This is a genomic window from Pseudomonas bijieensis, assembly GCF_013347965.1.
In the GTDB taxonomy this organism is placed as follows: domain Bacteria; phylum Pseudomonadota; class Gammaproteobacteria; order Pseudomonadales; family Pseudomonadaceae; genus Aquipseudomonas; species Aquipseudomonas bijieensis.
Genome location: NZ_CP048810.1, coordinates 5,746,458 through 5,769,889, shown reverse-complemented (window position 1 = coordinate 5,769,889; position 23,432 = coordinate 5,746,458). Strand labels below are relative to the sequence as shown.

Annotated in this window: 20 protein-coding genes, 3 tRNA genes and 1 riboswitch; of the genes, 3 read left to right on the top strand and 20 right to left on the bottom strand. The window is 60.3% G+C overall.

The annotated features are described in order from the left end of the window. Positions 1 to 25: 25 nt before the first annotated feature. From GN234_RS25530 to ltaE, 7 genes are all read right to left on the bottom strand, one after another. Positions 26 to 102: transfer RNA gene (locus GN234_RS25530), tRNA-Arg, on the bottom strand. A 72-nt stretch (positions 103 to 174) separates the two neighbouring features. Continuing rightward, positions 175 to 251 (bottom strand) — tRNA-Arg (locus tag GN234_RS25525). A gap of 107 nt (positions 252 to 358) precedes the next feature. Further along, positions 359 to 449: transfer RNA gene (locus GN234_RS25520), tRNA-Ser, on the bottom strand. Between the two features lie 62 nt (positions 450 to 511). After that, a complete protein-coding gene (gene csrA, locus GN234_RS25515; RefSeq protein WP_003178872.1) occupies positions 512 to 700 on the bottom strand; it encodes a carbon storage regulator CsrA in 189 nt (62 codons plus the stop codon). 185 nt (positions 701 to 885) lie between these two features. Further along, the gene (locus tag GN234_RS25510) at positions 886 to 2,127 is read right to left on the bottom strand and encodes an aspartate kinase (protein WP_109753917.1); all 1,242 of its coding nucleotides are present in this window, start codon (positions 2,125 to 2,127) and stop codon (positions 886 to 888) included. Between the two features lie 89 nt (positions 2,128 to 2,216). Further along, positions 2,217 to 4,838, bottom strand: a complete 2,622-nt coding sequence (gene alaS / locus GN234_RS25505) for an alanine--tRNA ligase (protein ID WP_176689240.1) — start codon at positions 4,836 to 4,838, stop codon at positions 2,217 to 2,219. Between the two features lie 146 nt (positions 4,839 to 4,984). After that, positions 4,985 to 5,989: a low-specificity L-threonine aldolase gene (gene ltaE / locus GN234_RS25500; RefSeq protein WP_109753915.1), complete on the bottom strand. Its 1,005-nt coding sequence runs from the start codon at positions 5,987 to 5,989 to the stop codon at positions 4,985 to 4,987. 262 nt (positions 5,990 to 6,251) lie between these two features. Then, positions 6,252 to 6,418: riboswitch (FMN riboswitch) on the top strand. 101 nt (positions 6,419 to 6,519) lie between these two features. On the opposite strand from ltaE, the gene GN234_RS25495 reads away from it, so the two are divergent. Then, positions 6,520 to 7,029, top strand: a complete 510-nt coding sequence (locus GN234_RS25495; RefSeq protein ID WP_109753914.1) for a 6,7-dimethyl-8-ribityllumazine synthase — start codon at positions 6,520 to 6,522, stop codon at positions 7,027 to 7,029. 136 nt (positions 7,030 to 7,165) lie between these two features. On the opposite strand, the gene astE is transcribed toward GN234_RS25495, so the two are convergent. From astE to acs, 13 genes are all read right to left on the bottom strand, one after another. After that, positions 7,166 to 8,173, bottom strand: a complete 1,008-nt coding sequence (gene astE, locus GN234_RS25490) for a succinylglutamate desuccinylase (protein ID WP_109753913.1) — start codon at positions 8,171 to 8,173, stop codon at positions 7,166 to 7,168. A 12-nt stretch (positions 8,174 to 8,185) separates the two neighbouring features. Next, the gene (locus GN234_RS25485) at positions 8,186 to 8,473 is read right to left on the bottom strand and encodes a hypothetical protein (RefSeq protein WP_003178862.1); all 288 of its coding nucleotides are present in this window, start codon (positions 8,471 to 8,473) and stop codon (positions 8,186 to 8,188) included. Between the two features lie 69 nt (positions 8,474 to 8,542). Beyond that, positions 8,543 to 9,889, bottom strand: a complete 1,347-nt coding sequence (gene astB, locus GN234_RS25480) for an N-succinylarginine dihydrolase (protein ID WP_176689239.1) — start codon at positions 9,887 to 9,889, stop codon at positions 8,543 to 8,545. Positions 9,890 to 10,061: 172 nt separating this feature from the next. Then, a complete protein-coding gene (astD, locus tag GN234_RS25475) occupies positions 10,062 to 11,531 on the bottom strand; it encodes a succinylglutamate-semialdehyde dehydrogenase (protein WP_176689238.1) in 1,470 nt (489 codons plus the stop codon). Beyond that, positions 11,528 to 12,553 (bottom strand): arginine N-succinyltransferase, encoded by a 1,026-nt coding sequence (gene astA, locus GN234_RS25470; protein WP_058543460.1) that lies wholly within the window; start codon positions 12,551 to 12,553, stop codon positions 11,528 to 11,530. The genes astD and astA overlap by 4 nt, the downstream gene beginning before the upstream one ends. 54 nt (positions 12,554 to 12,607) lie before the next feature. Beyond that, on the bottom strand, positions 12,608 to 13,627 hold the full coding sequence (gene aruF, locus GN234_RS25465; RefSeq protein WP_047228784.1) for an arginine/ornithine succinyltransferase subunit alpha: 1,020 nt from the start codon (positions 13,625 to 13,627) through the stop codon (positions 12,608 to 12,610). 232 nt (positions 13,628 to 13,859) lie between these two features. After that, positions 13,860 to 15,080: an aspartate aminotransferase family protein gene (locus GN234_RS25460; RefSeq protein WP_109753910.1), complete on the bottom strand. Its 1,221-nt coding sequence runs from the start codon at positions 15,078 to 15,080 to the stop codon at positions 13,860 to 13,862. A gap of 385 nt (positions 15,081 to 15,465) precedes the next feature. Then, a complete protein-coding gene (locus tag GN234_RS25455) occupies positions 15,466 to 16,446 on the bottom strand; it encodes a GlxA family transcriptional regulator (RefSeq protein ID WP_109753909.1) in 981 nt (326 codons plus the stop codon). A 113-nt stretch (positions 16,447 to 16,559) separates the two neighbouring features. Further along, positions 16,560 to 17,324, bottom strand: coding sequence for an ABC transporter ATP-binding protein (locus GN234_RS25450; RefSeq protein ID WP_109753908.1), 765 nt, complete (start codon positions 17,322 to 17,324; stop codon positions 16,560 to 16,562). Positions 17,325 to 17,380: 56 nt separating this feature from the next. Further along, on the bottom strand, positions 17,381 to 18,079 hold the full coding sequence (locus tag GN234_RS25445; RefSeq protein ID WP_109753907.1) for an ABC transporter permease: 699 nt from the start codon (positions 18,077 to 18,079) through the stop codon (positions 17,381 to 17,383). Beyond that, on the bottom strand, positions 18,076 to 18,765 hold the full coding sequence (locus GN234_RS25440) for an ABC transporter permease (RefSeq protein WP_109753906.1): 690 nt from the start codon (positions 18,763 to 18,765) through the stop codon (positions 18,076 to 18,078). Before GN234_RS25440 ends, GN234_RS25445 begins: the two co-directional genes overlap by 4 nt. 90 nt (positions 18,766 to 18,855) lie before the next feature. Further along, positions 18,856 to 19,629 carry an ABC transporter substrate-binding protein gene (locus GN234_RS25435; protein ID WP_109753905.1) on the bottom strand — a complete coding sequence of 258 codons (774 nt, stop codon included), beginning with the start codon at positions 19,627 to 19,629 and terminating at the stop codon, positions 18,856 to 18,858. 710 nt (positions 19,630 to 20,339) lie between these two features. Further along, positions 20,340 to 22,295 carry an acetate--CoA ligase gene (gene acs / locus GN234_RS25430; protein ID WP_176689237.1) on the bottom strand — a complete coding sequence of 652 codons (1,956 nt, stop codon included), beginning with the start codon at positions 22,293 to 22,295 and terminating at the stop codon, positions 20,340 to 20,342. Positions 22,296 to 22,726: 431 nt separating this feature from the next. On the opposite strand from acs, the gene GN234_RS25425 reads away from it, so the two are divergent. Beyond that, positions 22,727 to 22,990 carry a DUF2790 domain-containing protein gene (locus GN234_RS25425; protein ID WP_053147209.1) on the top strand — a complete coding sequence of 88 codons (264 nt, stop codon included), beginning with the start codon at positions 22,727 to 22,729 and terminating at the stop codon, positions 22,988 to 22,990. A gap of 31 nt (positions 22,991 to 23,021) precedes the next feature. Further along, positions 23,022 to 23,237 carry a hypothetical protein gene (locus GN234_RS25420; protein ID WP_109753903.1) on the top strand — a complete coding sequence of 72 codons (216 nt, stop codon included), beginning with the start codon at positions 23,022 to 23,024 and terminating at the stop codon, positions 23,235 to 23,237. The last annotated feature ends 195 nt before the right edge of the window (positions 23,238 to 23,432 follow it).

Here is a 23,432-nt window from a genome sequence, read left to right as displayed (position 1 = left end):
CGTTAAACGCGGGCTTTTTGGTATATGGTGCACTCGACAGGATTCGAACCTGTGACCGCTCGGTTCGTAGCCGAGTACTCTATCCAGCTGAGCTACGAGTGCAAGTTGTGGTTTTATACCAGATCACAACTGGTTGAAGCCAAGTTATTTGCATTGCTACAAAAAACTCTTAAATGGTGCACTCGACAGGATTCGAACCTGTGACCGCTCGGTTCGTAGCCGAGTACTCTATCCAGCTGAGCTACGAGTGCATTTGTTGCCGCGCATTATAGGTCGTCAATTCCTTTTGTAAAGCGCTTTTTTCAGTAATTTCAATCACTTACCGATCAAGCCAGGCTTTGACGCACTAAACGAATAATGGCGGAGAACGGGGGATTCGAACCCCCGACACCCTTTTGAGGTGTACTCCCTTAGCAGGGGAGCGCCTTCGGCCACTCGGCCAGCTCTCCGCAACACGGGGCGTATATTAACCACCTTCATCCCCGTTTGCAAACATAAAAATCGATAAAAATTAATGGCTTGGTTCGTCGTCCTTCTCTTTCTTGATACGCAGGTAAATTTCCTCGCGGTGTACAGCAACCTCTTTCGGGGCGTTGACGCCGATACGCACTTGGTTTCCTTTGACGCCGAGCACGGTCACGGTGATTTCGCCATCGCCAATAATCAGGCTTTCTGCACACCGACGGGTCAGAATCAGCATACTTTTCTCCTCACGCAATTCACTTAAGGGACAACAGTCTGCAAAAAAAGAGGCATTGGACCTACAACCGAAACGGTCGAAGCCTACAGGCCTAGTATTGACCAGCGCGGGCAAAAGAACAGTTTTGGGACGCGCTATTCAGAAAAACAAAGGGCGCGGTCCAGCCGCGCCCTCAAGACAACGCTTTACTCGCCCTGTCGGGCGGCTGCGTCGAGTTCGAAAGCCGTGTGCAGGGCACGCACGGCCAGTTCCAGGTACTTCTCTTCGATCACCACGGAAACCTTGATTTCCGAGGTAGAGATCATCTGGATGTTGATGCTTTCCTTGGCCAGGGATTCGAACATACGGCTGGCCACGCCTGCGTGGGAGCGCATGCCGACACCAACGATCGAAACCTTGGCGATCTTGGTATCGCCCACCACTTCCCGGGCACCGATCTCGCCAGCGGTTTTTTTCAGGATCGCTTCGGCAGACTGGTAGTCGTTGCGGTGCACGGTGAAGGTAAAGTCAGTGGTGTTATCGTGCGCGACGTTCTGCACGATCATGTCGACTTCGATGTTCGCGGCACTGATCGGGCCGAGAATCTTGAACGCCACGCCGGGGGTGTCTGGCACGCCACGGATGGTCAGCTTGGCTTCATCGCGGTTGAAAGCGATGCCGGAAATGATCGGCTGTTCCATGGATTCCTCTTCATCGATAGTAATGAGGGTGCCCGGACCCTCTTTGAAGCTGTGCAGAACGCGCAGCGGAACGTTGTACTTGCCAGCGAATTCGACCGCCCGGATCTGCAGCACCTTGGAACCGAGACTGGCCATTTCCAGCATCTCTTCGAAGGTGATCTTGTCCAGGCGCTGAGCCACAGGCACTACCCGTGGGTCAGTGGTGTAGACACCATCCACATCGGTGTAGATCTGGCATTCGTCGGCCTTGAGGGCCGCCGCCAGTGCCACGCCAGTGGTATCGGAACCGCCACGGCCAAGGGTGGTGATGTTGCCGTGCTCGTCCACGCCCTGGAAACCGGCGACGACCACTACACGGCCAGCCTTCAGGTCGCTGCGAATCTTCTGGTCGTCGATCTGCAGAATACGCGCTTTGTTGTGCGCGCTGTCCGTCAGGATACGCACCTGGTTGCCGGTGTAGGACACCGCCGGCACGCCACGCTTGATCAGCGCCATGGCCAGCAAGGCGATGGTCACCTGCTCGCCGGTGGAAACGATCACGTCCAGCTCACGCGGGACCGGTTGCTGGTCGCCGCTGATTTGCTTGGCCAGATCGATCAGACGGTTGGTCTCGCCGCTCATTGCCGACAGCACAACCACCAGGTCATCGCCCGCATCACGGAATTTCTTAACCTTGTCGGCGACCTGTTCGATTCTCTCGACACTGCCGACCGAGGTGCCTCCAAATTTCTGTACGATCAAAGCCATTTCAAAGCCGCCTCTGCCCATGAAGGGCGCCCAATAATCACTCAACAGCGATCGGGCTCGTGACTAGACCACGAGCCCGCGGCGCTGCCTTAAATACCCTGCTCTACGAATGCAACGGTCTGGGCCAGTGCCGCGTCCAGTGCGCCGACGTCGGTACCACCGCCTTGCGCCATGTCCGGGCGACCGCCGCCCTTACCGCCCACTGCCGCAGCGGCTTGCTTCATCAAATCACCGGCTTTGAGTTGGCCAGTCAGGTCTTTGGTCACGCCTGCGACGAGAACGACCTTTTCCTCATGGACACTGCCGAGCAGGATCACTGCGCGGCCGAGTTTGTTTTTCAGCTGATCGACCAGCGCCAACAGCGCCTTGCCATCCTGGCCATCCAGACGCACGGCCAGTACTTTCACGCCCTTGACGTCCACGGCCTGGGCCGACAGATCGTCGCCCGCGGCGCTGGCAGCCTTGGCCTGCAACTGCTCGAGTTGCTTTTCCAGCAAGCGGTTGCGCTCCAGCACGGCCGACAGCTTGTCGATCAGGTTGTCACGGCTGCCCTTGATCAGGGTTGCCGCTTCCTTGAGTTGTTCTTCGGCCGCGTTGAGGTACGCCAGGGCCGCAGCGCCGGTAACCGCCTCGATCCGGCGCACGCCGGAGGCCACGCCACCTTCGCTGATGATTTTCATCAGGCCGATGTCGCCGGTCCGGTTGGCGTGGATGCCGCCGCACAGCTCGACCGAGAAGTCGCCCATGCTCAGCACACGCACGCTGTCGCCGTACTTCTCGCCGAACAATGCCATGGCGCCCTTGCGCTTGGCGGTCTCGATGTCGGTTTCTTCGGTTTCTACCGGAGAGTTCTTGCGAATCTCGGCGTTGACGATGTCTTCCAACGCTTTGAGTTGCTCAGGCTTGATGGCCTCGAAATGGCTGAAGTCAAAGCGCAGGCGCTGACTGTCCACCAACGAACCCTTCTGCTGGACATGCTCGCCCAGCACCTGGCGCAACGCTGCGTGCAGCAAGTGCGTGGCGGAGTGGTTCAGCGACGTGGCGTGACGAACTTCGGCATCGACATGAGCGGCCACCGGGGCCGCGATCATCAGGCTGCCGGAAGCCAGCACGCCGTGGTGCAGGAAGGCGCCGCCGGTCTTGGTGGTATCACGCACGTCGAAACGCGAGTTGCCGGCCTGCAAGTAACCGCTGTCGCCGATCTGGCCGCCGGACTCGGCGTAGAACGGGGTCTTGTCCAGCACGATCACGCCTTCCTGGCCTTCGCTCAGGATATCGACCGACTGCCCGTCCTTATAGATGGCAACGATCTTGGCCGAGCCGGTGGTGCCGGCATAACCGGTGAACTCGGTGGCCACGTCAACCTTGACCAGGCTGTTGTAGTCCATGCCGAAAGAGCTGGCGGAACGCGCGCGGACCCGCTGGGCTTCCATCTCGCGTTCGAAGCCTTCCTCGTCGAGGGTCAGGTTGCGTTCGCGGGCGATGTCACCGGTCAGGTCCATCGGGAAACCGTAGGTGTCGTACAGCTTGAACACCACATCGCCCGGAACCACGTTGCCCTTGAGTTCGGCCAGGTCCTGCTCGAGGATCTTCAGGCCTTGCTCCAGGGTCTTGGCGAATTGTTCTTCTTCAGCCTTGAGTACGCGCTCGATGTGCGCCTGCTGGGACTTGAGCTCGGGGAAGGCGTCGCCCATCTCGGCCGCCAGTGCCGCAACGATCTGATAGAAGAAGCTGCCCTTGGCGCCCAGTTTGTTGCCGTGACGGCAGGCGCGACGGATGATCCGGCGCAGCACATAGCCGCGACCTTCGTTGGACGGCAGAACACCGTCGGCAATCAGGAAACCGCAGGAACGGATGTGGTCGGCCACCACTTTCAGCGAAGCCTGGTTGTCGTTGGTGCAACCGATGGCCTTGGCCGACGCGCTCAGCAGGCTCTGGAACAGGTCGATTTCATAGTTGGAATGAACGTGCTGCAACACCGCACTGATCCGCTCCAGGCCCATGCCGGTGTCGACCGACGGCGCTGGCAGCGGATGCAACACGCCATCGGCGGTGCGGTTGAACTGCATGAACACGTTGTTCCAGATCTCGATGTAGCGGTCGCCATCTTCTTCCGGCGAGCCGGGCGGGCCGCCCCAGATGTCGGCGCCGTGATCGTAGAAAATCTCCGTGCAAGGGCCGCATGGGCCGGTGTCGCCCATGGTCCAGAAGTTGTCGGAGGCGTACGGCGCGCCCTTGTTATCGCCAATGCGCACCATGCGCTCAGCCGGGACACCGACCTCTTTGGTCCAGATGTCATAGGCTTCGTCGTCGGTGGCGTAGACCGTTACCCAGAGCTTCTCCTTGGGCAGGTTCAGCCACTTGTCGGAGGTCAGGAAGGTCCAGGCGAAGGTGATGGCGTCGCGCTTGAAATAGTCACCGAAGCTGAAGTTACCCAGCATTTCGAAGAAAGTGTGGTGACGTGCGGTATAGCCGACGTTTTCCAGGTCGTTGTGCTTGCCGCCGGCACGCACGCATTTCTGGCTGCTTACCGCACGGGTATAGGCACGTTTTTCCTGGCCCAGGAAGCAGTCCTTGAACTGGTTCATCCCCGCGTTGGTGAACAGCAGGGTCGGGTCGTTGCCCGGGATCAAAGAGCTGGAGGCTACTCGGGTGTGGCCTTGCTCTTCGAAGAAGCGAAGGAAGGCTTCACGGATTTCTGCGCTTTTCATTAGGTTCTTCCACGGAGGCTGCGGCCAAAGGCCTGTGCAAAACGTCAACAGACGAAGCAACGGCAAAGGGCCGCATTATATCGGCCCTGCGCGTGGGGTACAGCGTGTTTATGCGATAGAAACTGTCAATTGGCCCGGTTGACGGGTCAGTGGCGGGAAAATTCGACGAAAGTGGCGACCACCTGGTCGATTTGCGCCGCGCTCACGTCCATGTGCGTCACCATTCGCAAGCGTGGTGCGGCGCTGAGCTTGACGCCCCGTTCATCGGCAAATGCCTTGATCGCCTCGGCCCGCTCGCCCATTTGCACGTAGACCATGTTGGTCTGCACCGGCTCGACCTGGTAACCCGCCGCCCGCAAGCCCTCGGCGAGCCGCTGGGCACTGGCGTGGTCATCGGCCAGACGCTGGACCTGATGCTCCAGGGCATACAGCCCCGCCGCCGCGAGAATCCCGGCCTGGCGCATACCGCCGCCCACCATTTTGCGCAGACGGCGCGCCTTGCCGATCAACTCGACGCTGCCGCACAGGACCGAGCCCACTGGCGCGCCGAGGCCTTTGGACAGGCACACCGATACTGAATCGAAGTACTGCGTGATCTGCCGGGCATCGACATTCAACTTGACCGCCGCGTTGTACAGCCGCGCGCCGTCCAGGTGCAGGGCCAGGCCATGCTCCCGGGTGAACTGCCGGGCCCGGGCCAGGTATTCCAGCGGCAGGACCTTGCCCTGCATGGTGTTTTCCAGGGCCAACAGACGGGTGCGGGCAAAGTGGAAGTCATCAGGCTTGATCGCCGCGGCGACTTGCGCCAGGTCCAGGGAGCCGTCCGCTTGTACCTCGAGGGGCTGAGGCTGGATCGAACCGAGTACCGCCGCACCACCCCCTTCGTACTTATAGGTGTGGGCCTGCTGGCCGACGATGTATTCATCGCCACGTTCGCAGTGGGCCATCAACCCCAACAGGTTGCTCATGGTGCCCGTAGGCACGAACAGCGCGGCGGCGAACCCCAGGCGCGCGGCCAGTTCGGCTTCGAGGCGATTGACGGTCGGGTCTTCGCCATACACATCGTCGCCGGTCGGCGCACTGGCCATGGCATCGAGCATGCCGGCGGTAGGTTGGGTGACCGTGTCGCTGCGAAGATCGATAACACTCATGAATCTGGCCTCGGTTGCTGGTGGGGGAATTCCCTTTCGAAGGGCAATTACTGCGGGCATGGCGAGGAATAATCAAGACCGATGGATGGAAAAGACGCACGATCCAACAGATATTCGAAACACCTGTGGGAGCGAGCCTGCTCGCGATAGCGGAATTCCAGTCAGCATTGATAGCGACTGACACTCCGTTATCGCGAGCAGGCTCGCTCCCACAAGGGGTTATGTGTTAAAAATCCTCCGCTGCCACACATCATGGCGGCAAAAACGTTCTCAGGGCGGGGTGCAATTCCCCACCGGCGGTAATTGCACGCAACGTGCATAGCCCGCGAGCGCTTGGCGATACACGGTTTTACGGTGTAGCGACAAGGTCAGCAGACCCGGTGTGATTCCGGGGCCGACGGTCATAGTCCGGATGAAGAGAGAACGGGATTGGCACCCAAGGGCCGACTGCGACTGTCTTGTACGCGGCGTACCCTCGAATCCCCTTCGATTCATGACGCCCTGTTTTTCACACAAACAGGAACCAGAACATGCAACCCACTGCAATCGACAGCAAAAGCAAAAGTCATCCAGGTGAGCGCGTCGCGTTCATCCAGGCCTGCTGGCACAAGGAAATCGTCGACCAGAGCCGTAAAGGCTTCGTCGCTGAAATGATCAACCAGGGTTATCAGGAAAGCGATATCGACTTCTTCGAAGTCGGCGGCGCCTTCGAGATCCCGCTGCACGCCAAGCTGCTGGCCAAGTCAGGCCGCTACGCCGGAATCGTCGCCGCCGGCCTGGTGGTGGATGGCGGCATCTACCGTCACGAGTTCGTCGCCCAATCGGTGATCAGCGGCCTGATGCAGGTCCAGCTGGAAACCGAAGTGCCGGTATTCTCGGTCGTGCTTACGCCGCATCACTTCCATGCAGGGGAAGAGCATCAGAAATTCTTCTTCGAGCATTTCGTGCACAAGGGCCAGGAAGCGGCGAAGACCTGTGCCGATACGTTGCACAAGACCCGGGTGTTGCGGCGCAGTGAGCAGCGGGCGGTAGCGGTCTAAGGCTGGACGCAGATCCAAATGTGGGAGCGAGCCTGCTCGCGATGACGGAGTGTCAGTCGCTATAGATGTCGGCTGATATACCGCTATCGCGAGCAGGCTCGCTCCCACAGGGGTCTTGGGTCAGTTTGAAACTGAGTCAGGCCAGGTTTTCATCTGTCGCCGGCACAATCAGGATTCCCGCCCGCAAGCCATTCTTGACCTTGGGGTTGGGGAAGATGATCCGCGCGCCCTCTTCTTCGATCACCCAGCGCGTCTGGGCGATGTCCTCGGCTAGCACATAGCCTTTGCCCAGTTCCGAAAAGTTCTCGATGTCCGCCGGCAGGTTCAGGCGGAAACTGTCGCTGTGCTTGATGATTTCCCGGGCCACGCTGAACAGCTGCAAGCCATCGAGCCCTTCATCCAGCTCCGGCTCGTTGCCCTCGATGATCTGTTGCAGGCGGGTTTCCAACAGGCTGACGTTGACGCCGTCGTTTTGCCCGAATGGCCGGGCCTTGCCCAGTTCCAGGGTAAAAGACTCGGCGCCGAGCTGATCGTAGGTGTAGGCACTGAACACGATGGACGGCTTGTTCTGCAGCAACACCGCCTCCATGCCCGCGGCACGCAGGCGAGCCAATTCACGGCGTGAGTGCTGGCGACCGTCCTTCCACGGGTACAAGGCGAACTGCTCGATCTTCGAACCGCGAATGGCCGTATGCAGGTCGTAGTGCAGGCGACTGCGTTCTGGCCGACTGAAGAAACTCGCAGCCAGCCGCTCCAGCTCACAAGCCCGTAGCGCTTCAGGTCCACCGCTCAGCTCATGGCGACCATTGAACAATCGGTTGACGTCTTGTTCGACAAAGCGCTCACCGCGCCGGATGGCCTCGGGGTTGCCGAACAGGAACAGAATGCGTGCCCGTGGCTTCAGGTCGCCACGAGCAATGTCATGCAGCAAGCGGTCGAGCAATTCGATCGGCGCGGTTTCGTTGCCGTGGATACCGGCCGACAGCAGCAGGTCCAGGCCGTTATCCCGGGCTTCGGGCGGCTTGACCTCCAGCGCGCCCTCGCTCAACCAGCGCATCCGTACGCCTTCGACAGTCAGTTGAGTCTTCTCCGCCGGTTCACGGCCGGCGAGGGTCAGTTCAAGCAGTTTGCCGAGGGCGAGCATAGCGCGGTTTCCTTAATGGTCGTGGCCGCAATCCGGGCCATGGACATGGTCATCGTCGCCGACGTCCGCCGGTTCCATTTCCAGTTGCAGGCTGACCAGGTTGGTCGCCAATGGACGCAACAACAGGTTGGCGTATTCCTCGTCCCCTTCCTCGACGTCCACGCCGATCAGCAACTGGCCGCGACCGTCCTGCTGGATCCACAACTCCTTGCCTTGCCACATTACCGCGACGCGGGTGCAGGAGGTTTCCAGTTGGGTGCCGTCGGTGTCTTCAAGGATCAGCTGCAGGGTATCGCTCATGTCTTTACGTTCTCGTCTGGGGATAAGGCAACGCGCCCTGCTTTGACTGTAGTCAGGTCACGCGCGCTTTCAATTGATCTGGAAAGGATAAACCGCGCCAAGTTTAAGGATTTGTGTCAGTTCATCCAGCGCCGCACGGCATTCGAGCAGCAACTGCGGGTCTGCCAGGTCGTTTTCGGTCATGCGGTCGCGGTAGTGCCGCTCGACCCATTGGGTCAGCGAATCGTACAACGGCGCGGTCATGATAACCCCTGGGTTGACGGCTGCCAGCTCGGTTTCATTGAGGGCCACGCGCAACCGCAGGCAGGCTGGGCCGCCGCCGTTCTGCATGCTTTGCTTGAGATCGAAGACTTTCACCTCGCGAATCACCCCGCCAGCGCCCGTCAGGCCTTGCAGATACTGCCAGACGCGTTCGTTGCTGCGGCATTCTTCCGGCACGATCAACAGCATCGAACCGTCGGGACGCGACAGCAACTGGCTATTGAACAGGTAGGAACGCACGGCGTCATCGACCGTCACCGCTGAACGCGGTACACACACCGACTGAAATTTCCCACCGACCTTGGCGAGTTTGCTGCTCAATTCGGCCAGCATCTTGTCGGTCTCGAGAAACGCGTCCTCGTGATAGAACAGAACTTCGCCATTGCCCACCGCGATCACGTCGTTGTGGAATACACCCTGGTCGATCACCGATGGATTCTGTTGGGCGTACACCACGCTCTCCTCCCTCAGCCCGTGCAGGCGGGCAACGGCCTGGGAAGCTTCCAGGGTCTGGCGCGCCGGGTATTTCTGCGGCGCGGGATAGCGGGTATCAAAGGCACTGCGACCGAACACGAAGAATTCGACACCGGCCTCGCCGTAGGCGCGGCAGAAACGGGTGTGGTTGGCCGCGCCTTCGTCACCGAACTGCGCCACCGCCGGCAACGCGGCGTGATGGGCGAAGTGCTGCTGATTGGCAAACATCGCCCCCAGCACGCGACTGGTGGTCGGGTGTTCGATGCTGCGGTGGTACTTGCAGTTCAGGTTGGCGGCGGTGAAATGCACGCGACCGTCAGCGGTGTCGGCGCTCGGGCTGACCGTGGCGGCGTTGGCCACCCACATGCTGGAGGCCGAGCAACTGGCAACCAGCAGCGGCATCGCTTCTTTCGCGGCCTGCTGGATGACCTGGGCATCGCTGCCGGCAAAGCCCAAACGGCGCAGGGCCGCCACGTCCGGGCGCTCCTGTGGTGCCAGCACCCCTTGCTGGAAACCCATGTCCATCAGCGCTTTCATTTTCGCCAGGCCCTGCAACGCCGCTTCCTTGGGGTTGGAGGACTGCTGGCTGTTGCTCTGGGACGCGACGTTGCCGTACGAGAGCCCGCCGTAGTTATGGGTCGGCCCCACTAGACCGTCAAAGTTGACTTCATAGGATTTCATCAGCGAGGCTCCACGAGAATCTGTTTTTTATAGGCATCAATAACAACCGAGTCGCGGCTATCGCGGGCAAGCCTTGCTCCCACAGGTTTTGCATAGCTCCTGTGGGAGCAAGCTCTACTCCCACTGGTTTTCATAACGCCTGTGGGAGCAAGGCTTGCCCGCGATGGCGGTCTCAAGACATGCGCACGCCGGGGGTCAGGGCAGCCGGCATGACAAGGCTCGGGGTTTCCAGGGACGCCACCGGGTAGGCGCAATAATCCGCCGCGTAATAAGCGCTGGCGCGATGGTTGCCCGAAGCGCCGACACCGCCGAACGGTGCGCTACTGGCCGCACCCGTCAGCTGTTTGTTCCAGTTGACGATACCGGCACGGCTTTGCAGCCAGAACTGCTGGTAACGCTCCTGGGAATCGGACAGCAAGCCGGCGGCCAAGCCATATTGCGTATTGTTGGCCTCGGTGATTGCCGCGGCGAAATCCTTGTAGCGGATCACTTGCAACAACGGCCCGAACAGTTCTTCATCAGGTCGCTCGGCCACTGCCGTCACGTCCAGGATACCCGGCGTCAGCAATGCAGCCTGGGCCTGCGGCTGGGTCATGCTCAACAGGGGCACGGCGCCCTTGCCCAGCAAATGGTTTTGCGCATCCATCAGCGCCTTCGCCGCGCCCAGGGAAATCACCGAGCCCATGAACGGCGCTGGCTGCTGGTCAAAGGCCCCCACTTCGATGGTCGAGCTGACCGCCACCAGGCGCGCCAGCAAGGCATCGCCCCAGGCGCCTTCCGGCACCAGCAGGCGGCGCGCACAGGTGCAACGCTGCCCGGCGGAAATGAAAGCGGACTGGATAATGGTGTAGACCGCCGCATCGACGTCCGCCACCTCATCCACCACCAGTGGATTGTTACCGCCCATTTCCAGCGCGAGGATCTTGTCCGGGCGCCCGGAAAATTGTTGGTGCAACAGATTGCCGGTACGGCTGGAGCCGGTGAAAAACAGCCCATCGATGCCCGGATTGGCCGCCAGGGCGATGCCGGTTTCCCGGGCGCCTTGCAGCAGGTTCAGCACGCCCGCCGGCAGCCCGGCCTCGACCCAGCACTTGACCGTCAGCTCGGCGACTTTCGGCGTCAGCTCGCTCGGCTTGAACAATACGCTGTTGCCGGCCAGCAGGGCTGGCACGATGTGGCCGTTGGGCAAATGGCCGGGGAAGTTGTAGGGGCCGAACACCGCTACCACGCCGTGAGGCTTGTGGCGCAACACGGCGGTGGCGTCGCCCAGGGGGCCGCTCTTCTCGCCAGTCCGCTCACGGTAGCTTTGCACCGAAATGGCGACTTTGTTGACCATGCTGGTCACTTCGGTAGCCGCTTCCCACAACGGTTTGCCAGTTTCTTCACCGATGCAATGGGCCAGTTCGTCAGCGTGTTTTTTCAGGCTCGCGGCAAAGGCTTCCAGCACCTGGATGCGCTCGTCCAAAGTACGCCGTGCCCAGTCCGGGAACGCCTGGCGCGCAGCCTGCACCGCCGACTCCACTTGCGCCGCCGTGGCGCCGTTGCCCGACCACAACACCTGTTGAGTCACCGGGTTCAACGACTCAAAGAGGTCGCCCTGACCTTCCAGCCAGCTTCCTGCGATATACAGCGACTTCATCATTTCGACTCCCGTGCAGCGGACAACGCGACGGCACGCACCTGATCGCCGGCGTTGAGTTGAAGACGTTTGGCGGTCAGCGGATCGACCACCAGCGTACCAGCGGCCAAGCGCGCCGGTGCGGCGGTGATGCGGCAGTCTTCGCGCTTGCGGTTATGGATGAGGAACGGCGTGGCGTCATCGCCCGGCGTGCCGATGGCCAGGACCAGCGCCTGGCTGTCGCGAATCGCGCGGATCTTGCCGGTTTCACACTCCACCGCTGGGCCGGCGTCGAAGATGTCGACGTACCCCTGGTAACTGAAACCTTCGCTCTTGAGCATCGACAGCGCAGGCTCGGTGTCAGGGTGAACCTGGCCGATCACGGCCCGGGCATCTTCGGACAAGAAACAGGTGTACAGCGGGAACTTGGGCATCAGCTCGGCGATGAACGCCTTGTTGCCCACACCGGTCAGGTAATCGGCCTGGCTGAATTCCATCTTGAAGAAGTGCCGGCCCAGGCTTTCCCAGAACGGCGAACGACCGTTGTCGTCGGACATGCCACGCATCTCGGCGATGATCTTGTTGCCGAACAGTTGTGGGAACTCAGCAATGAACAGCAGCCGCGCCTTGGCCAGCATCCGACCATTGAGGCCACTGCGGAAATCGGCATGGAGGAACAACGAGCACAGCTCGGAATTGCCAGTCAGGTCGTTGGCCAGGAACAGGGTCGGGATTTCCCGATAGATGTTCAATTCCTGGGACGCGCTGACCGTCAGGCCTACCCTGAAGTTGTACCAGGGCTCACGCAGCCCCACAGCACCTGCGATGGCGGAAATACCGACCACGCGACCGTCATCGTCTTCGAGCACGAACAGGTAGTCCGCGTCACCGCGCCCGGCTTCGCCGCGAAAGGTCTTCTCGGCCCAGCCGACCCGATGGGCCAGGCGCTCTTCATTGGCCGGCAAGGTGGTCAGGCCGGTGCCAGTGCTGCGGGCCAGGGCGATCAGAGCGGGTAAATCGCTGCTGCGTACGGGACGAACGATCATGCTATCTCCTCAAACGGGTCGCTCACGCCACCCGCGAAACTCAGCCGTAAGGCGTTAAACCGCTACCAGGCGCACGCTGGCACCCTCGCCAACGCCCAGGGCTTCGGCCGCTTCCATGTCCAGGGTCACCGGCTTGCCCGGCGCGTAGTCGAGCTCCAGTAATACGGCGCGGTAATCCTGCAACTGGGCGTTGGCCACCAGGTATTGCCGGCCCGCCCCCTTGACCGGCTCACCGAGCTTGACCGGCACCACGCGGCTCTGGGCAATCGAGCGGATCCCCGAGACACGGGCATGCAGGGTCGGGCCACCGTCGAAGATGTCGATGTAGTGATCGGTTTCGAAACCCTCGCGCATCAGGATGTCGAAGGTGATCTGCGCTCGCGGATGGACCTGGCCCATGGCTTCCTGGGCCGCGTCCGGCAACAGCGGCACGTAGATCGGGTAATGAGGCATCAGCTCGGCGAGGAAGGTGCGGCTTTTCAGCCCGCACAAACGCTCGGCGGCGGCATAGTTCAGGTCGAAGAAGTTGCGACCGATGGCGTCCCAGAACGGCGAGTCGCCATTCTCATCGCTGTAGCCGACGATTTCGGTCACCACCGAATCGGCAAACCGCTCCGGATGGCTGGCGACGAACAGCAGGCGCCCGCGGGAATTGAGTTCCGACCATGGCGAGCCGACCAACTCAGGAACCACGTAGAAACTGGTCAGCAGACTGTTGCCAGTCAGGTCGTGGCATTGGGAGAGCACGTGGATCTTGTTGTGGATCTTCAGCTCACGGGAGGCGTGAACGAAGGTCTCGTTGCGAAAGCTGTAGAACGGTTCGGAATAACCGGCCGAAGCAACGATAGCCGAACAGCCCGCCAGCTTGCCGGTCGCGGTGTCTTCTAGCACAAAGAAATAGCTCTCTTCGCCGTTGAAGCTGACTTCGGCGGCAAACGAGGCTTCGCTTGCGGCGATCTTGTCGCTCAGGCGTTCCACGTCATCCGGCAAGGAAGTGACACCGATCGGACTGTCCGCAGCCAGACGCTGTACCTCGCCCAGATCAGCCATTTGCGCGGGGCGCATCACCAGCATGGTGTCACTCCTTAACTTGAAATAAAGGGTTCGACCGTTGGGTCGACAAAGAGAAAAAATACCGGACCTGCCTCCCTATTGACTCAAAAGTGGGAGCAGGTTTGTGGGAGCAAAGCTTGCTCGCGATGCAGGCAATGAGTTCTACCTGCAAGGCCGAGGCGATCCGTCGCGAGCAAGCTTTGCTCCCACAAAAGCCCGGCTCCACATTGGAGCCGGTACAGTCTGTAAACAATCAGGCTTGCGTCAGCTTCGCCGCGGCCCGCTCGAAACGGTCCAGGCCGGCATCGATGTCGGCGTCTTCCACCACCAGGCTCGGGGCGAAGCGAATCACGTCCGGGCCGGCTTGCAGGATCATCAGGCCTTCCTGTTCGGCAGCGTTGAAAATGTCCTTGGCCTTGCCCTTCCAGGCATCGTTCAGCACGCAGCCGATCAACAGGCCCAGGCCGCGCACTTGGGTGAACAGGCCATATTTCGCACCGATCTGCTCCAGACGCGTCTTGAACTTGTCGTGCTTGGCCTTGACGCCGGCGAGCACTTCAGGGGTATTGACCACATCGATCACCGCTTCGGCTACCGCGCAGGCCAGCGGGTTGCCGCCATACGTCGTGCCGTGAGTGCCGACGACCAAGTGCTTGGCCAGTGCTTCGGTGGTGAGCATCGCCGCGATCGGGAAACCACCGCCCAGGCTCTTGGCACTGGTGAGGATGTCCGGGATCACGCCGTAGTGCATGTAGGCGAACAGCTCGCCAGTGCGGCCCATGCCGGTCTGCACTTCGTCGAAGACCAGCAGCGCGTCGTGCGCATCGCACAGGTCACGAGCACCTTGCAGATAAGCCAGTTCAGCCGGCAGCACACCGCCCTCGCCCTGGATCGGTTCCAGCACCACGGCGCAGGTCTTGTCCGAAACAGCCGCTTTCAAAGCGGCCAGGTCGTTGTAAGGAACGTGGGTGATGCCAGTAATTTTAGGCCCGAAACCGTCGGAGTACTTCGACTGTCCGCCGACGTTGACGGTAAACAGGGTCCGACCGTGGAAGCTGTTGAGCGCGGCGATGATTTCGTACTTCTCGCTGCCGAAACGATCGAACGCGACACGACGGGCCAGCTTGAAGGCGGCCTCGTTGGCTTCGGCGCCGGAGTTACAGAAGAACGCGCGCTCGGCAAAGGTTGCGTCGACCAGTTTATGGGCCAGGCGCAGGGCCGGCTCATTGGTGAAGACATTGGACACGTGCCACAACTTGTTGGCCTGTTCGGTCAGTGCGCCGACCAGTGCCGGGTGGGCATGGCCCAGTACGTTGACTGCGATACCGCCAGCAAAGTCGATCAACTCGCGACCGGACTGATCCCATACGCGGGAACCGGCACCACGCACAGGTATGAAGGCAGCAGGTGCATAGTTGGGAACCATAACCTGGTCAAAATCGGCGCGTTGTACCGCGGCTTGCTCAACGGACATCGGAGTCTCCTGATGAGGAACACCCGCCTGGAACTGGCGGGCTTGGTAAGGATTGTAAGGACAGTTTTCAGCCCGGCCTTGCCGCCAAGCGACAACTTCTTATAGCGCCAACCCACGTTTTTCGCGGGTTTACGGCAATGCGACAAATAGCGTCGCAAAGGCGCAGTTTAAACGTTGGCAGCGGATTTGAGGCGCCCGCCTCGAGATTTGATTCAGACGCTTCCCCCTTGCCAGGCACAACACTTGTGGCGAGGGGATTTATCTGTGGGAGCAAAGCTTGCTCGCGATGAACGATAACTCGGTTAGCCTGCACAAACGTGGCGCCTGCATCGCGGGCAAGCCTTGCTCCCACAGACCCACTCACCACAAGGCGGCTGTGTCAACCCTAGCCCCGCTCGGACGGCACCGACGACAGTTCGAACGGGCTGCTGCTGCGCCGCTGGTTCCGATCTTCCCGGGGCGTGGCGCCGAAGAAGTTGCGGTAGGCGCTGGAGAAATGCGGCCCTGAAGAGAACCCGCAGGACAGGCCGATCTGGATGATGGACTTGCTGGTCTGCATCAGCATCTGCCGGGCCTTGTTCAGGCGCAGCTCCAGGTAGTACTGGCTTGGCACGCGGTTGAGGTATTGCTTGAAGATCCGCTCCAGTTGTCGACGGGACACGCACACATGCTGGGCGATTTCGTCGGTGGTCAGCGGCTCTTCGATGTTGGCTTCCATCAGCAACACGGCCTGGGTGAGCTTCGGATGGCTGGAGCCGAGACGATTCTGCAGCGGGATGCGCTGGCGCTCGCCGCCCTCGCGGATGCGCTCGACCACCAACTCTTCGGACACCGCGCCGGCCAGTTCCGCGCCATGATCGCGAGCCAACACCGCCAGCAACAGGTCCAGCACCGACATGCCGCCGCAAGCGCTCAGACGATCGCGGTCCCAGTCGAACAGATGACTGGTGGCAATGACCTTGGGGAAGCGCTCGGAGAAGTCATCCTGCCAGCGCCAGTGCACGGCGGCACGGTAACCGTCGAGCAAACCCAACTGAGCCAAGGGATAGACACCCGCGGACAAACCACCGATCACACAACCGGCGCGCACCAGTTGCTTGAGGGCACTGCTCAGGGGCGAGGCCAGCGCGGTCGGCGGCTCATCGGCCAGCAGGAACAGCTTCTGGAAACCCTCGAGCTTGCCGGCCCAGGGCTCGCCCGGCAGTTGCCAGGCGCCGTCGACCGGCGGCTCGGCCTGCAAGAACGACAATTCGTAGACCACGTCCGGATGCACCCGCTGCGCGACACGCAAGGCCTCCTCGGCCAGCGCCAGCGTCAAGGCTTTAGTGCTGGGCCAAATCAGGAAACCTATTCGATGGGCAGTCATGGCGGGCAATCCGAAGCGAAAACAGTGTTAAAGCCAAAAGCGGCTGCAACCAAATTAGACCATCTGGCGCGCGGTGCGCAGCATGACCCAAATCAGGTGCGTAACGGGAGCGATTACTTGAGGCTGCCCGAAAGAAATTGTTGCAAGCGCTCCGATTGCGGATTGACCAGCACTTCGCGCGGGTTGCCGCTTTCTTCGACGAGACCTTTGTGCAGGAATACCAACTGGTTCGACACTTCACGGGCAAAACCCATTTCGTGGGTCACCACCACCATGGTCCGGCCTTCCAGGGCCAGGGCCTGCATCACTTTGAGCACGTCGCCCACCAGTTCCGGGTCGAGGGCCGAGGTCGGCTCATCGAACAGCATCACCTCTGGCTCCACCGCCAGCGCACGGGCAATCGCCACGCGCTGCTGTTCGCCGCCGGACATATGGCCCGGGTAAGCGTCCTTGCGATGCGCCACGCCAACCTTGTTCAGGTAATACTCAGCTTTTTCGCGAGCCTCGGCCTTGGCCACGCCCAACACATGCACCGGCGCTTCCATGATGTTTTCCAGCGCGGTCATGTGGGACCACAGGTTGAAATGCTGGAACACCATCGATAGTCGCGAACGCATGCGCTGCAACTGCTTGGCGTCCGCAGCCTTCAAGGCGCCGTCCTTGCCGGCCACCAGCTTCAGCTCTTCGTTGTTGAGCAGAATCTTGCCGGCGTGGGGTTGCTCAAGCAGGTTGATACAGCGCAGGAAGGTACTTTTGCCGGAACCACTGGAACCGATGATGCTGATCACATCGCCGGCGGCGGCTTTCAGGGACACGCCCTTGAGCACTTCGTGACTGCCATAGCGTTTATGCAGGTCTTGGACTTCAAGCTTGTACATGCGGTCGGTTCTCACAAAACGTCAGTCGTTGAGCAGTCGATCGGATCGATGCGTTATCAGTGCTTGCGCGGGGCCAGGTAACCCAGCCAGCGGCGTTCGGCCAGTTTGAACAGGCGCACCAGGATGAAGGTCAGGCACAGGTAGAAAACGCCGGCCGTGATGTAAGCCTCGAACGGCAAGTAGTACTGCGCATTCACCGTGCGCGCGGCACCGGTGATGTCGATCAGGGTCACGATGGACGCCAGGCTGGTGGTCTGCAACATCATGATCACTTCGTTGCTGTATTGCGGCAGCGCCCGGCGCAAGGCCGATGGCAGCAGGATCCGGCGATACAACTTATAGCGCGACATGCCCATGGCCTTGGCCGCTTCGATCTCACCGTTAGGCGTGGCCCGCAGGCTGCCGGCGATGATTTCGGCGGTGTAGGCACTGGTGTTGATAGCGAACGCCAGGCATGCACAGAAGGTCGCGCTGGACAGCCACGGCCAGAGGAAGCTTTCACGCACGATCGCGAACTGCGCCAACCCGTAATAGATCAGGAACAGCTGCACCAGCATCGGCGTGCCGCGAATCACGTAGGTGTAGAGCCACGCCGTCATGTTGACGAGCGGCTGCTTCGAGACGCGCATCAGCCCCAGGGGCAGCGCCGCCAGCAAGCCGAAGAACAGCGACAGCGCCAGCAGCTTCAAGGTGGTCAGCAGGCCACTGAAGTACAGCGGCAAGGCTTCGTAGATGACGTTGTAGTCGAAGATCATAGATCAGCCGCCCTTACGCCTACCGAGTAGCGCTTCTCGAGGTGACGCAATGCCAGCAACGAGACACTGGTAATCACCAGGTACATCGCCGCCACTGCGAGGAAGAAGGTGAAAGGCTCGCGAGTGGCATCCGCCGCCTGCTTGGCCTTGAACATCATGTCTTGCAGGCCCACCACGGAAATCAGCGCGGTGGCCTTGGTCAATACCAACCAGTTGTTGGTGAAGCCCGGGATCGCCAGGCGAATCATCTGCGGCACCAGCACCCGGAAGAACACCTGGAACCCGTTCATGCCGTACGCCATGCCCGCCTCGGCCTGGCCCTTGGGGATCGCCATGAATGCACCGCGAAAGGTTTCCGACAAATAGGCACCGAAGATGAAGCCCAGGGTGCCGATACCGGCCGCCAGCGGGTTCAGGTCGATGTAGTCGTCATAGCCGAGCATCGGCGCCAAGCGATTGAGCAAGTCCTGACCACCGTAGAAAATCAGCAGGATCAGCACCAGGTCCGGAATACCGCGAATGACCGTGGCATACAGGTCGCCCAGCCACGCCAGCCAACGCACCGGCGAGAGGCGCAATGCGACCCCGATCAGCCCCAGGACGATGGCCAGGGCCATGGACGACAAGGCGAGCTGAAGCGTCAACCATGCGCCATCGAGGATGACAGCCCCGTAGCCTTTCAACATGATTCAGGTCCTCGAAAGTAGGATGAAAAAATGGCGCAAACCGCAGAGATCCTGTTGCTTGCGCCATTTCGCACGAGTGGCGGGACGTCGTTACTTGCCGTAGATGTCGAAAGCGAAGTACTTGTCTTGGATTTGCTTGTATTTGCCGTTCTCGCGGATGGCGGTGATCGCGCCATTGATCTTGTCTTTCAGCGCATCGCCCTTGCGAACCGCGATTCCAATACCGTCGCCGAAGTATTTCTCATCGGTGAAGGCCGGGCCGACGAACGCAAAGCCTTTGCCGGCGTCGGTTTTCAGGAAACCGTCATCCAACAGCGTGGCGTCTGCCACGGTACCGTCGAGACGGCCGGCAGCCACGTCCAGGTAGATCTCGTTCTGCGAACCGTACGGCTTGATCTCGGCACCCAGCGGGGCCAGGACTTCACGGGCGAAACGCTCGTGGATCGAACCGCGCTGTACGCCAATGTTCTTGCCCTTGAGCTCGGCCAGGTTGTCGCCGACCTGGGTGCCAGCCTTCATCACCAGACGGGCCGGGGTGTTGTAGTACTTGTTGGTGAAATCAACGGACTTCTTGCGGTCTTCAGTAATCGACATGGACGACAGGATCGCATCGATCTTGCGCACCTTGAGCGCCGGGATCAGACCGTCGAACTCTTGCTCGACCCACACGCACTTGACCTTCATCTCTTCGCACAGCGCGTTGCCGATGTCGTAGTCGAAACCGACGATACTGCCATCCGGAGCTTTCGAGGCGAACGGAGGGTAAGCCGCTTCGATACCAATCTTCAGGGGCTTCTCATCAGCGAAGGTAGGCAGGGACAGCACGGACAGTGCCAGGGCGCCAAGCAGCACAAGTTTCTTCATCTTGGAACTCCATCGGTAAAGGGCGAAAACGGCAGAGTGAGCAACAGCCCAATATGCGAATGGTGGAACGAACTTTGGTGCTGCGTCCTAGGAAGCTCACGTTTATTCAACGCGAGCCACGACGAGCGAGTGATCGGCATTCTAACGACAGGCCCGAAGCCGATATTTCTTCAATGCGACAACAAATTACAGAAGCACCGAGAAAGCGGTTCAGGCTCATTGACAGCCTCGCAAATTCATGCAAGAGCAAAAGAAGGGAAACCGATCTATGCTGCAAATAGCGGGCCCATTATTCGCAAACCCTTCTAATCCGGCAAGCACAGCGTGTCGGCTTATTTTTCAAGACGCCTGGAGCCGCCCTATGACGGGGCTTGGCGTTTCACATCGCCCCGTTGTGGCGCCTTTGGTTACACATTTCGAAACACCGGTAACGTTCAGACAGCTCTTACTTTAAACGCCGATATTTATTCATCCACCGACCCCGTGGCGAGGGAGCTTGCTCCCGCTGGGCTTCGAAGCAGCCCCAAAGCCAGGCAGCGCGGTCGTTCAGTCATACCGCGTTGGCCGGTTTACGACTGCTGCGCAGCCGAGCGAGAGCAAGCTCCCTCGCCACAAAGGCACCACACTTCAAGCCCTCCTAGCGCTAGCGACCATAAAAAAGCCCCACCCGGCAAATACCGGGCGGGGCTTTTCGGTGTTACTGGCGACCGTCAGGCCACGTTCATGGTCTTGTGCGTCTCGATCAGATGCGCCACCACGCCCGGATCGGCCAGGGTGGAAATATCACCCAACCCATCGTATTCCGCCGTGGCGATCTTGCGCAGGATGCGGCGCATGATCTTGCCGGAGCGGGTTTTCGGCAGCCCCGGGGCCCACTGGATAACGTCCGGCGAAGCAATCGGACCGATCTCCTTGCGCACCCAGTTCTTCAGCTCCAGGCGCAGGGCTTCGCTGGTTTCCTCGCCAGCATTGAGGGTCACGTAGACATAGATCCCCTGCCCCTTGATGTCGTGCGGCACACCCACCACCGCCGCTTCGGCGACTTTCGGGTGGGCGACCATGGCGCTCTCGATCTCGGCCGTCCCCATGCGGTGGCCGGACACGTTGAGCACGTCATCCACCCGCCCGGTGATCCAGTAGTAGCCATCCTCGTCACGACGCGCACCGTCACCGGTAAAGTACATGCCGCTGAAGGTCTTGAAGTAGGTGTCGACAAAACGGTCGTGGTCGCCGTACAGCGTACGTGCCTGGCCTGGCCACGAATCGAGGATGACCAGGTTGCCTTCGGCCGGGCCTTCGATCAGGTTGCCGAGGTTGTCCACCAGCGCCGGCACCACACCGAAGAACGGACGCGTGGCCGAGCCTGGTTTCAACGCCGTGGCGCCCGGCAGTGGGCTGATCAGCACGCCACCGGTTTCGGTCTGCCACCAGGTGTCGACGATCGGGCAACGTTCCTTGCCGACATTCTTGTAGTACCAGTCCCAGGCTTCCGGATTGATCGGCTCGCCCACTGAGCCCAACAGGCGCAGGCTGCTGCCATCGGCGCCTTCGACAGCGGCGGTGCCCGAGGCCATCATCGCGCGGATGGCGGTCGGCGCGGTGTAGAGGATGCTGACCTTATGCTTGTCGACGACCTTGGCCACCCGAGTGATATCCGGGTAGTTCGGCACGCCTTCGAACAGCAGCGTGGTCGCGCCATTGGCCAGCGGGCCGTAGACGATATAGCTGTGGCCGGTGACCCAACCGACGTCGGCGGTGCACCAGTAGACTTCGCCCGGCTTGTAGTCGAACACTCGCTCATGGGTCAGCGCCGCGTACAGCAAATAGCCGGCCGTGGTGTGCTGCACCCCCTTGGGCTTGCCGGTGGAACCGGAGGTGTAGAGGATGAACAGCGCTTCTTCAGCGCCCATTTCCTTCGGCGCGCAAACGGTGCCGGCCACTTTCATCAGGTCTTCGTACCAGATGTCGCGGTGCTGGTTCCACTTGATGTTGCCAGCGGTGCGCTTGCACACAATGACTTTCTGGATGCTGCTGGTTTCCGGGTTGGTCAATGCGTCATCGACGTTGGCCTTGAGTGGAATCTTCTTGCCGGCGCGAATACCTTCGTCGGCAGTGATGACTACTTTGGATTTGCAGTCGATGATCCGGCCGGCCAGCGCTTCAGGCGAGAAACCGCCGAACACCACCGAGTGGATCGCACCAATCCGGGCACAGGCCAGCATGGCGACCACGGCTTCAGGGATCATCGGCATGTAGATCGTCACCACGTCGCCGCGATGCACGTCCTGGCCACGCAAAGCGTTGGCGAACTTGCAGACTTCTTCATGCAGCTCGCGATAGGTAATGTTGCGGCTCTCGGACGGGTCATCGCCCTCCCAGATAATCGCAACCTGATCACCGCGCTCGACCAGATGACGGTCGAGGCAGTTGTAGGAAACGTTCAAGGTGCCGTCGGCGAACCACTTGATGTCGACATGGTGATCATCGAAGGACGTCTGCTTCACCGTGGTGAAAGGCTTGATCCAATCGAGGCGCTTGGCCTGCTCACGCCAGAAGCCGTCCGGGTTGACGACCGACTGCTGGTACATAGCCTTGTAGGTCGCCTCGTCAGTCAGCGTATTAGCCGCAACCTCGGGGCGAACGGGATACACAGAAGCCGCACTCATCTTTCTTACCTCGGAGACATAGTTGTTTTTGTATGGTCCCGTTGTAGCCCGGGGCGGGCCTATAGAACCATTCGACGATGGTAGTAACAAGTCCCTACAAAATGTCGGTACTAACGTGCAAGGCTCTGCCTGCGGGGGTTTTCCTGTGTGGGAGCGAGCCTGCTCGCGATGGCGGCGGCAAATCCAACATAGATGCAACAGACAACACCCGCCACCTGCAGCGATTATTACCAGATCAACCAACAGTGTTTATCAAAACCCGGTCTTTTTGCGATCACCCCTTCCCCCTAAAATCCATCTCGCCAACCGGCAAACACGATTAACGCAACACAGCCCCCACGAAGGCCGTTAATCCAACTTCCAAAACTTGCTCCACACGCAACCCCAAAAAGGTTGCGTGCCCCCACTCGACCTCAAGAAAGGTGAATTAGATGAAAGCTTTATGGGTTCTGGTCCTCGGCAGCCTTTGCGCCACCGCGATGGCAGACGAGGCCCCGACCGACGTCGCACAGCAAAAACCGGCCATTGAGGAGTACACCTACTCCACCCACCTGGACATCGCCAAAGTCATCTCCATGAGCGAAATCCCCAATGTCTGCGAAGTGGTCCCGGCGAAAATGGAATACGACGACTCCAAGGGCCAGCGCCACATCCTGCGCTACAGCGTCATGGGCAACGGTTGCTCCAACGGCTGATCAATCTTTGAACGAATCAGGAGCAACCACCATGAAAGCCCCACTGATCCTCGCCTTGACCCTATCCGTACTGGCCACCAACACCTTCGCTGCCGACGGGTTCGATCGCACCGGTTCAGCCGCCGCGATCAGTCGGTACGACGTGGCGGATTCCGCCATCATCGCGACTGACGACTACACCACCACGACACCAACCACTGTCGCCTCAGATGGCAGCGATCACACCGGTTCCGCCCATACCGATTGATCATTACTGGCATTTTCCATGGCCCGATTTCGATCGAGCCTGGTTGTGTCTGCAACCGCCGAAAACCCTCCACAAACACAACATGTAGTGTAAAACCGCAAAAAACGCTCGTTTTTTGATCAAAAAAAACCGCCATCCGATCCATGCAAAAAAAATCTTCGGCGGCCAAAGCCTTGTAAACACTCGCTCCCAAGC

Coding starts and splice junctions, on each gene's coding strand:
- ltaE (WP_109753915.1), bottom strand. CDS start 5,989: ATGAGTGTTATCGATCTTCGCAGCGACACGGTCACCCAACCTACCGCC.
- GN234_RS25440 (WP_109753906.1), bottom strand. CDS start 18,765: ATGTTGAAAGGCTACGGGGCTGTCATCCTCGATGGCGCATGGTTGACG.
- csrA (WP_003178872.1), bottom strand. CDS start 700: ATGCTGATTCTGACCCGTCGGTGTGCAGAAAGCCTGATTATTGGCGAT.
- aruF (WP_047228784.1), bottom strand. CDS start 13,627: ATGCTGGTGATGCGCCCCGCGCAAATGGCTGATCTGGGCGAGGTACAG.
- GN234_RS25435 (WP_109753905.1), bottom strand. CDS start 19,629: ATGAAGAAACTTGTGCTGCTTGGCGCCCTGGCACTGTCCGTGCTGTCC.
- astD (WP_176689238.1), bottom strand. CDS start 11,531: ATGATGAAGTCGCTGTATATCGCAGGAAGCTGGCTGGAAGGTCAGGGC.
- alaS (WP_176689240.1), bottom strand. CDS start 4,838: ATGAAAAGCGCAGAAATCCGTGAAGCCTTCCTTCGCTTCTTCGAAGAG.
- astB (WP_176689239.1), bottom strand. CDS start 9,889: ATGAAATCCTATGAAGTCAACTTTGACGGTCTAGTGGGGCCGACCCAT.
- GN234_RS25425 (WP_053147209.1), top strand. CDS start 22,727: ATGAAAGCTTTATGGGTTCTGGTCCTCGGCAGCCTTTGCGCCACCGCG.
- GN234_RS25460 (WP_109753910.1), bottom strand. CDS start 15,080: ATGTCCGTTGAGCAAGCCGCGGTACAACGCGCCGATTTTGACCAGGTT.
- GN234_RS25445 (WP_109753907.1), bottom strand. CDS start 18,079: ATGATCTTCGACTACAACGTCATCTACGAAGCCTTGCCGCTGTACTTC.
- GN234_RS25455 (WP_109753909.1), bottom strand. CDS start 16,446: ATGACTGCCCATCGAATAGGTTTCCTGATTTGGCCCAGCACTAAAGCC.
- GN234_RS25510 (WP_109753917.1), bottom strand. CDS start 2,127: ATGGCTTTGATCGTACAGAAATTTGGAGGCACCTCGGTCGGCAGTGTC.
- astA (WP_058543460.1), bottom strand. CDS start 12,553: ATGATCGTTCGTCCCGTACGCAGCAGCGATTTACCCGCTCTGATCGCC.
- GN234_RS25485 (WP_003178862.1), bottom strand. CDS start 8,473: ATGAGCGATACCCTGCAGCTGATCCTTGAAGACACCGACGGCACCCAA.
- GN234_RS25450 (WP_109753908.1), bottom strand. CDS start 17,324: ATGTACAAGCTTGAAGTCCAAGACCTGCATAAACGCTATGGCAGTCAC.
- astE (WP_109753913.1), bottom strand. CDS start 8,173: ATGCTCGCCCTCGGCAAACTGCTTGAACTGACCCTCGCCGGCCGTGAA.
- GN234_RS25420 (WP_109753903.1), top strand. CDS start 23,022: ATGAAAGCCCCACTGATCCTCGCCTTGACCCTATCCGTACTGGCCACC.
- GN234_RS25495 (WP_109753914.1), top strand. CDS start 6,520: ATGCAACCCACTGCAATCGACAGCAAAAGCAAAAGTCATCCAGGTGAG.
- acs (WP_176689237.1), bottom strand. CDS start 22,295: ATGAGTGCGGCTTCTGTGTATCCCGTTCGCCCCGAGGTTGCGGCTAAT.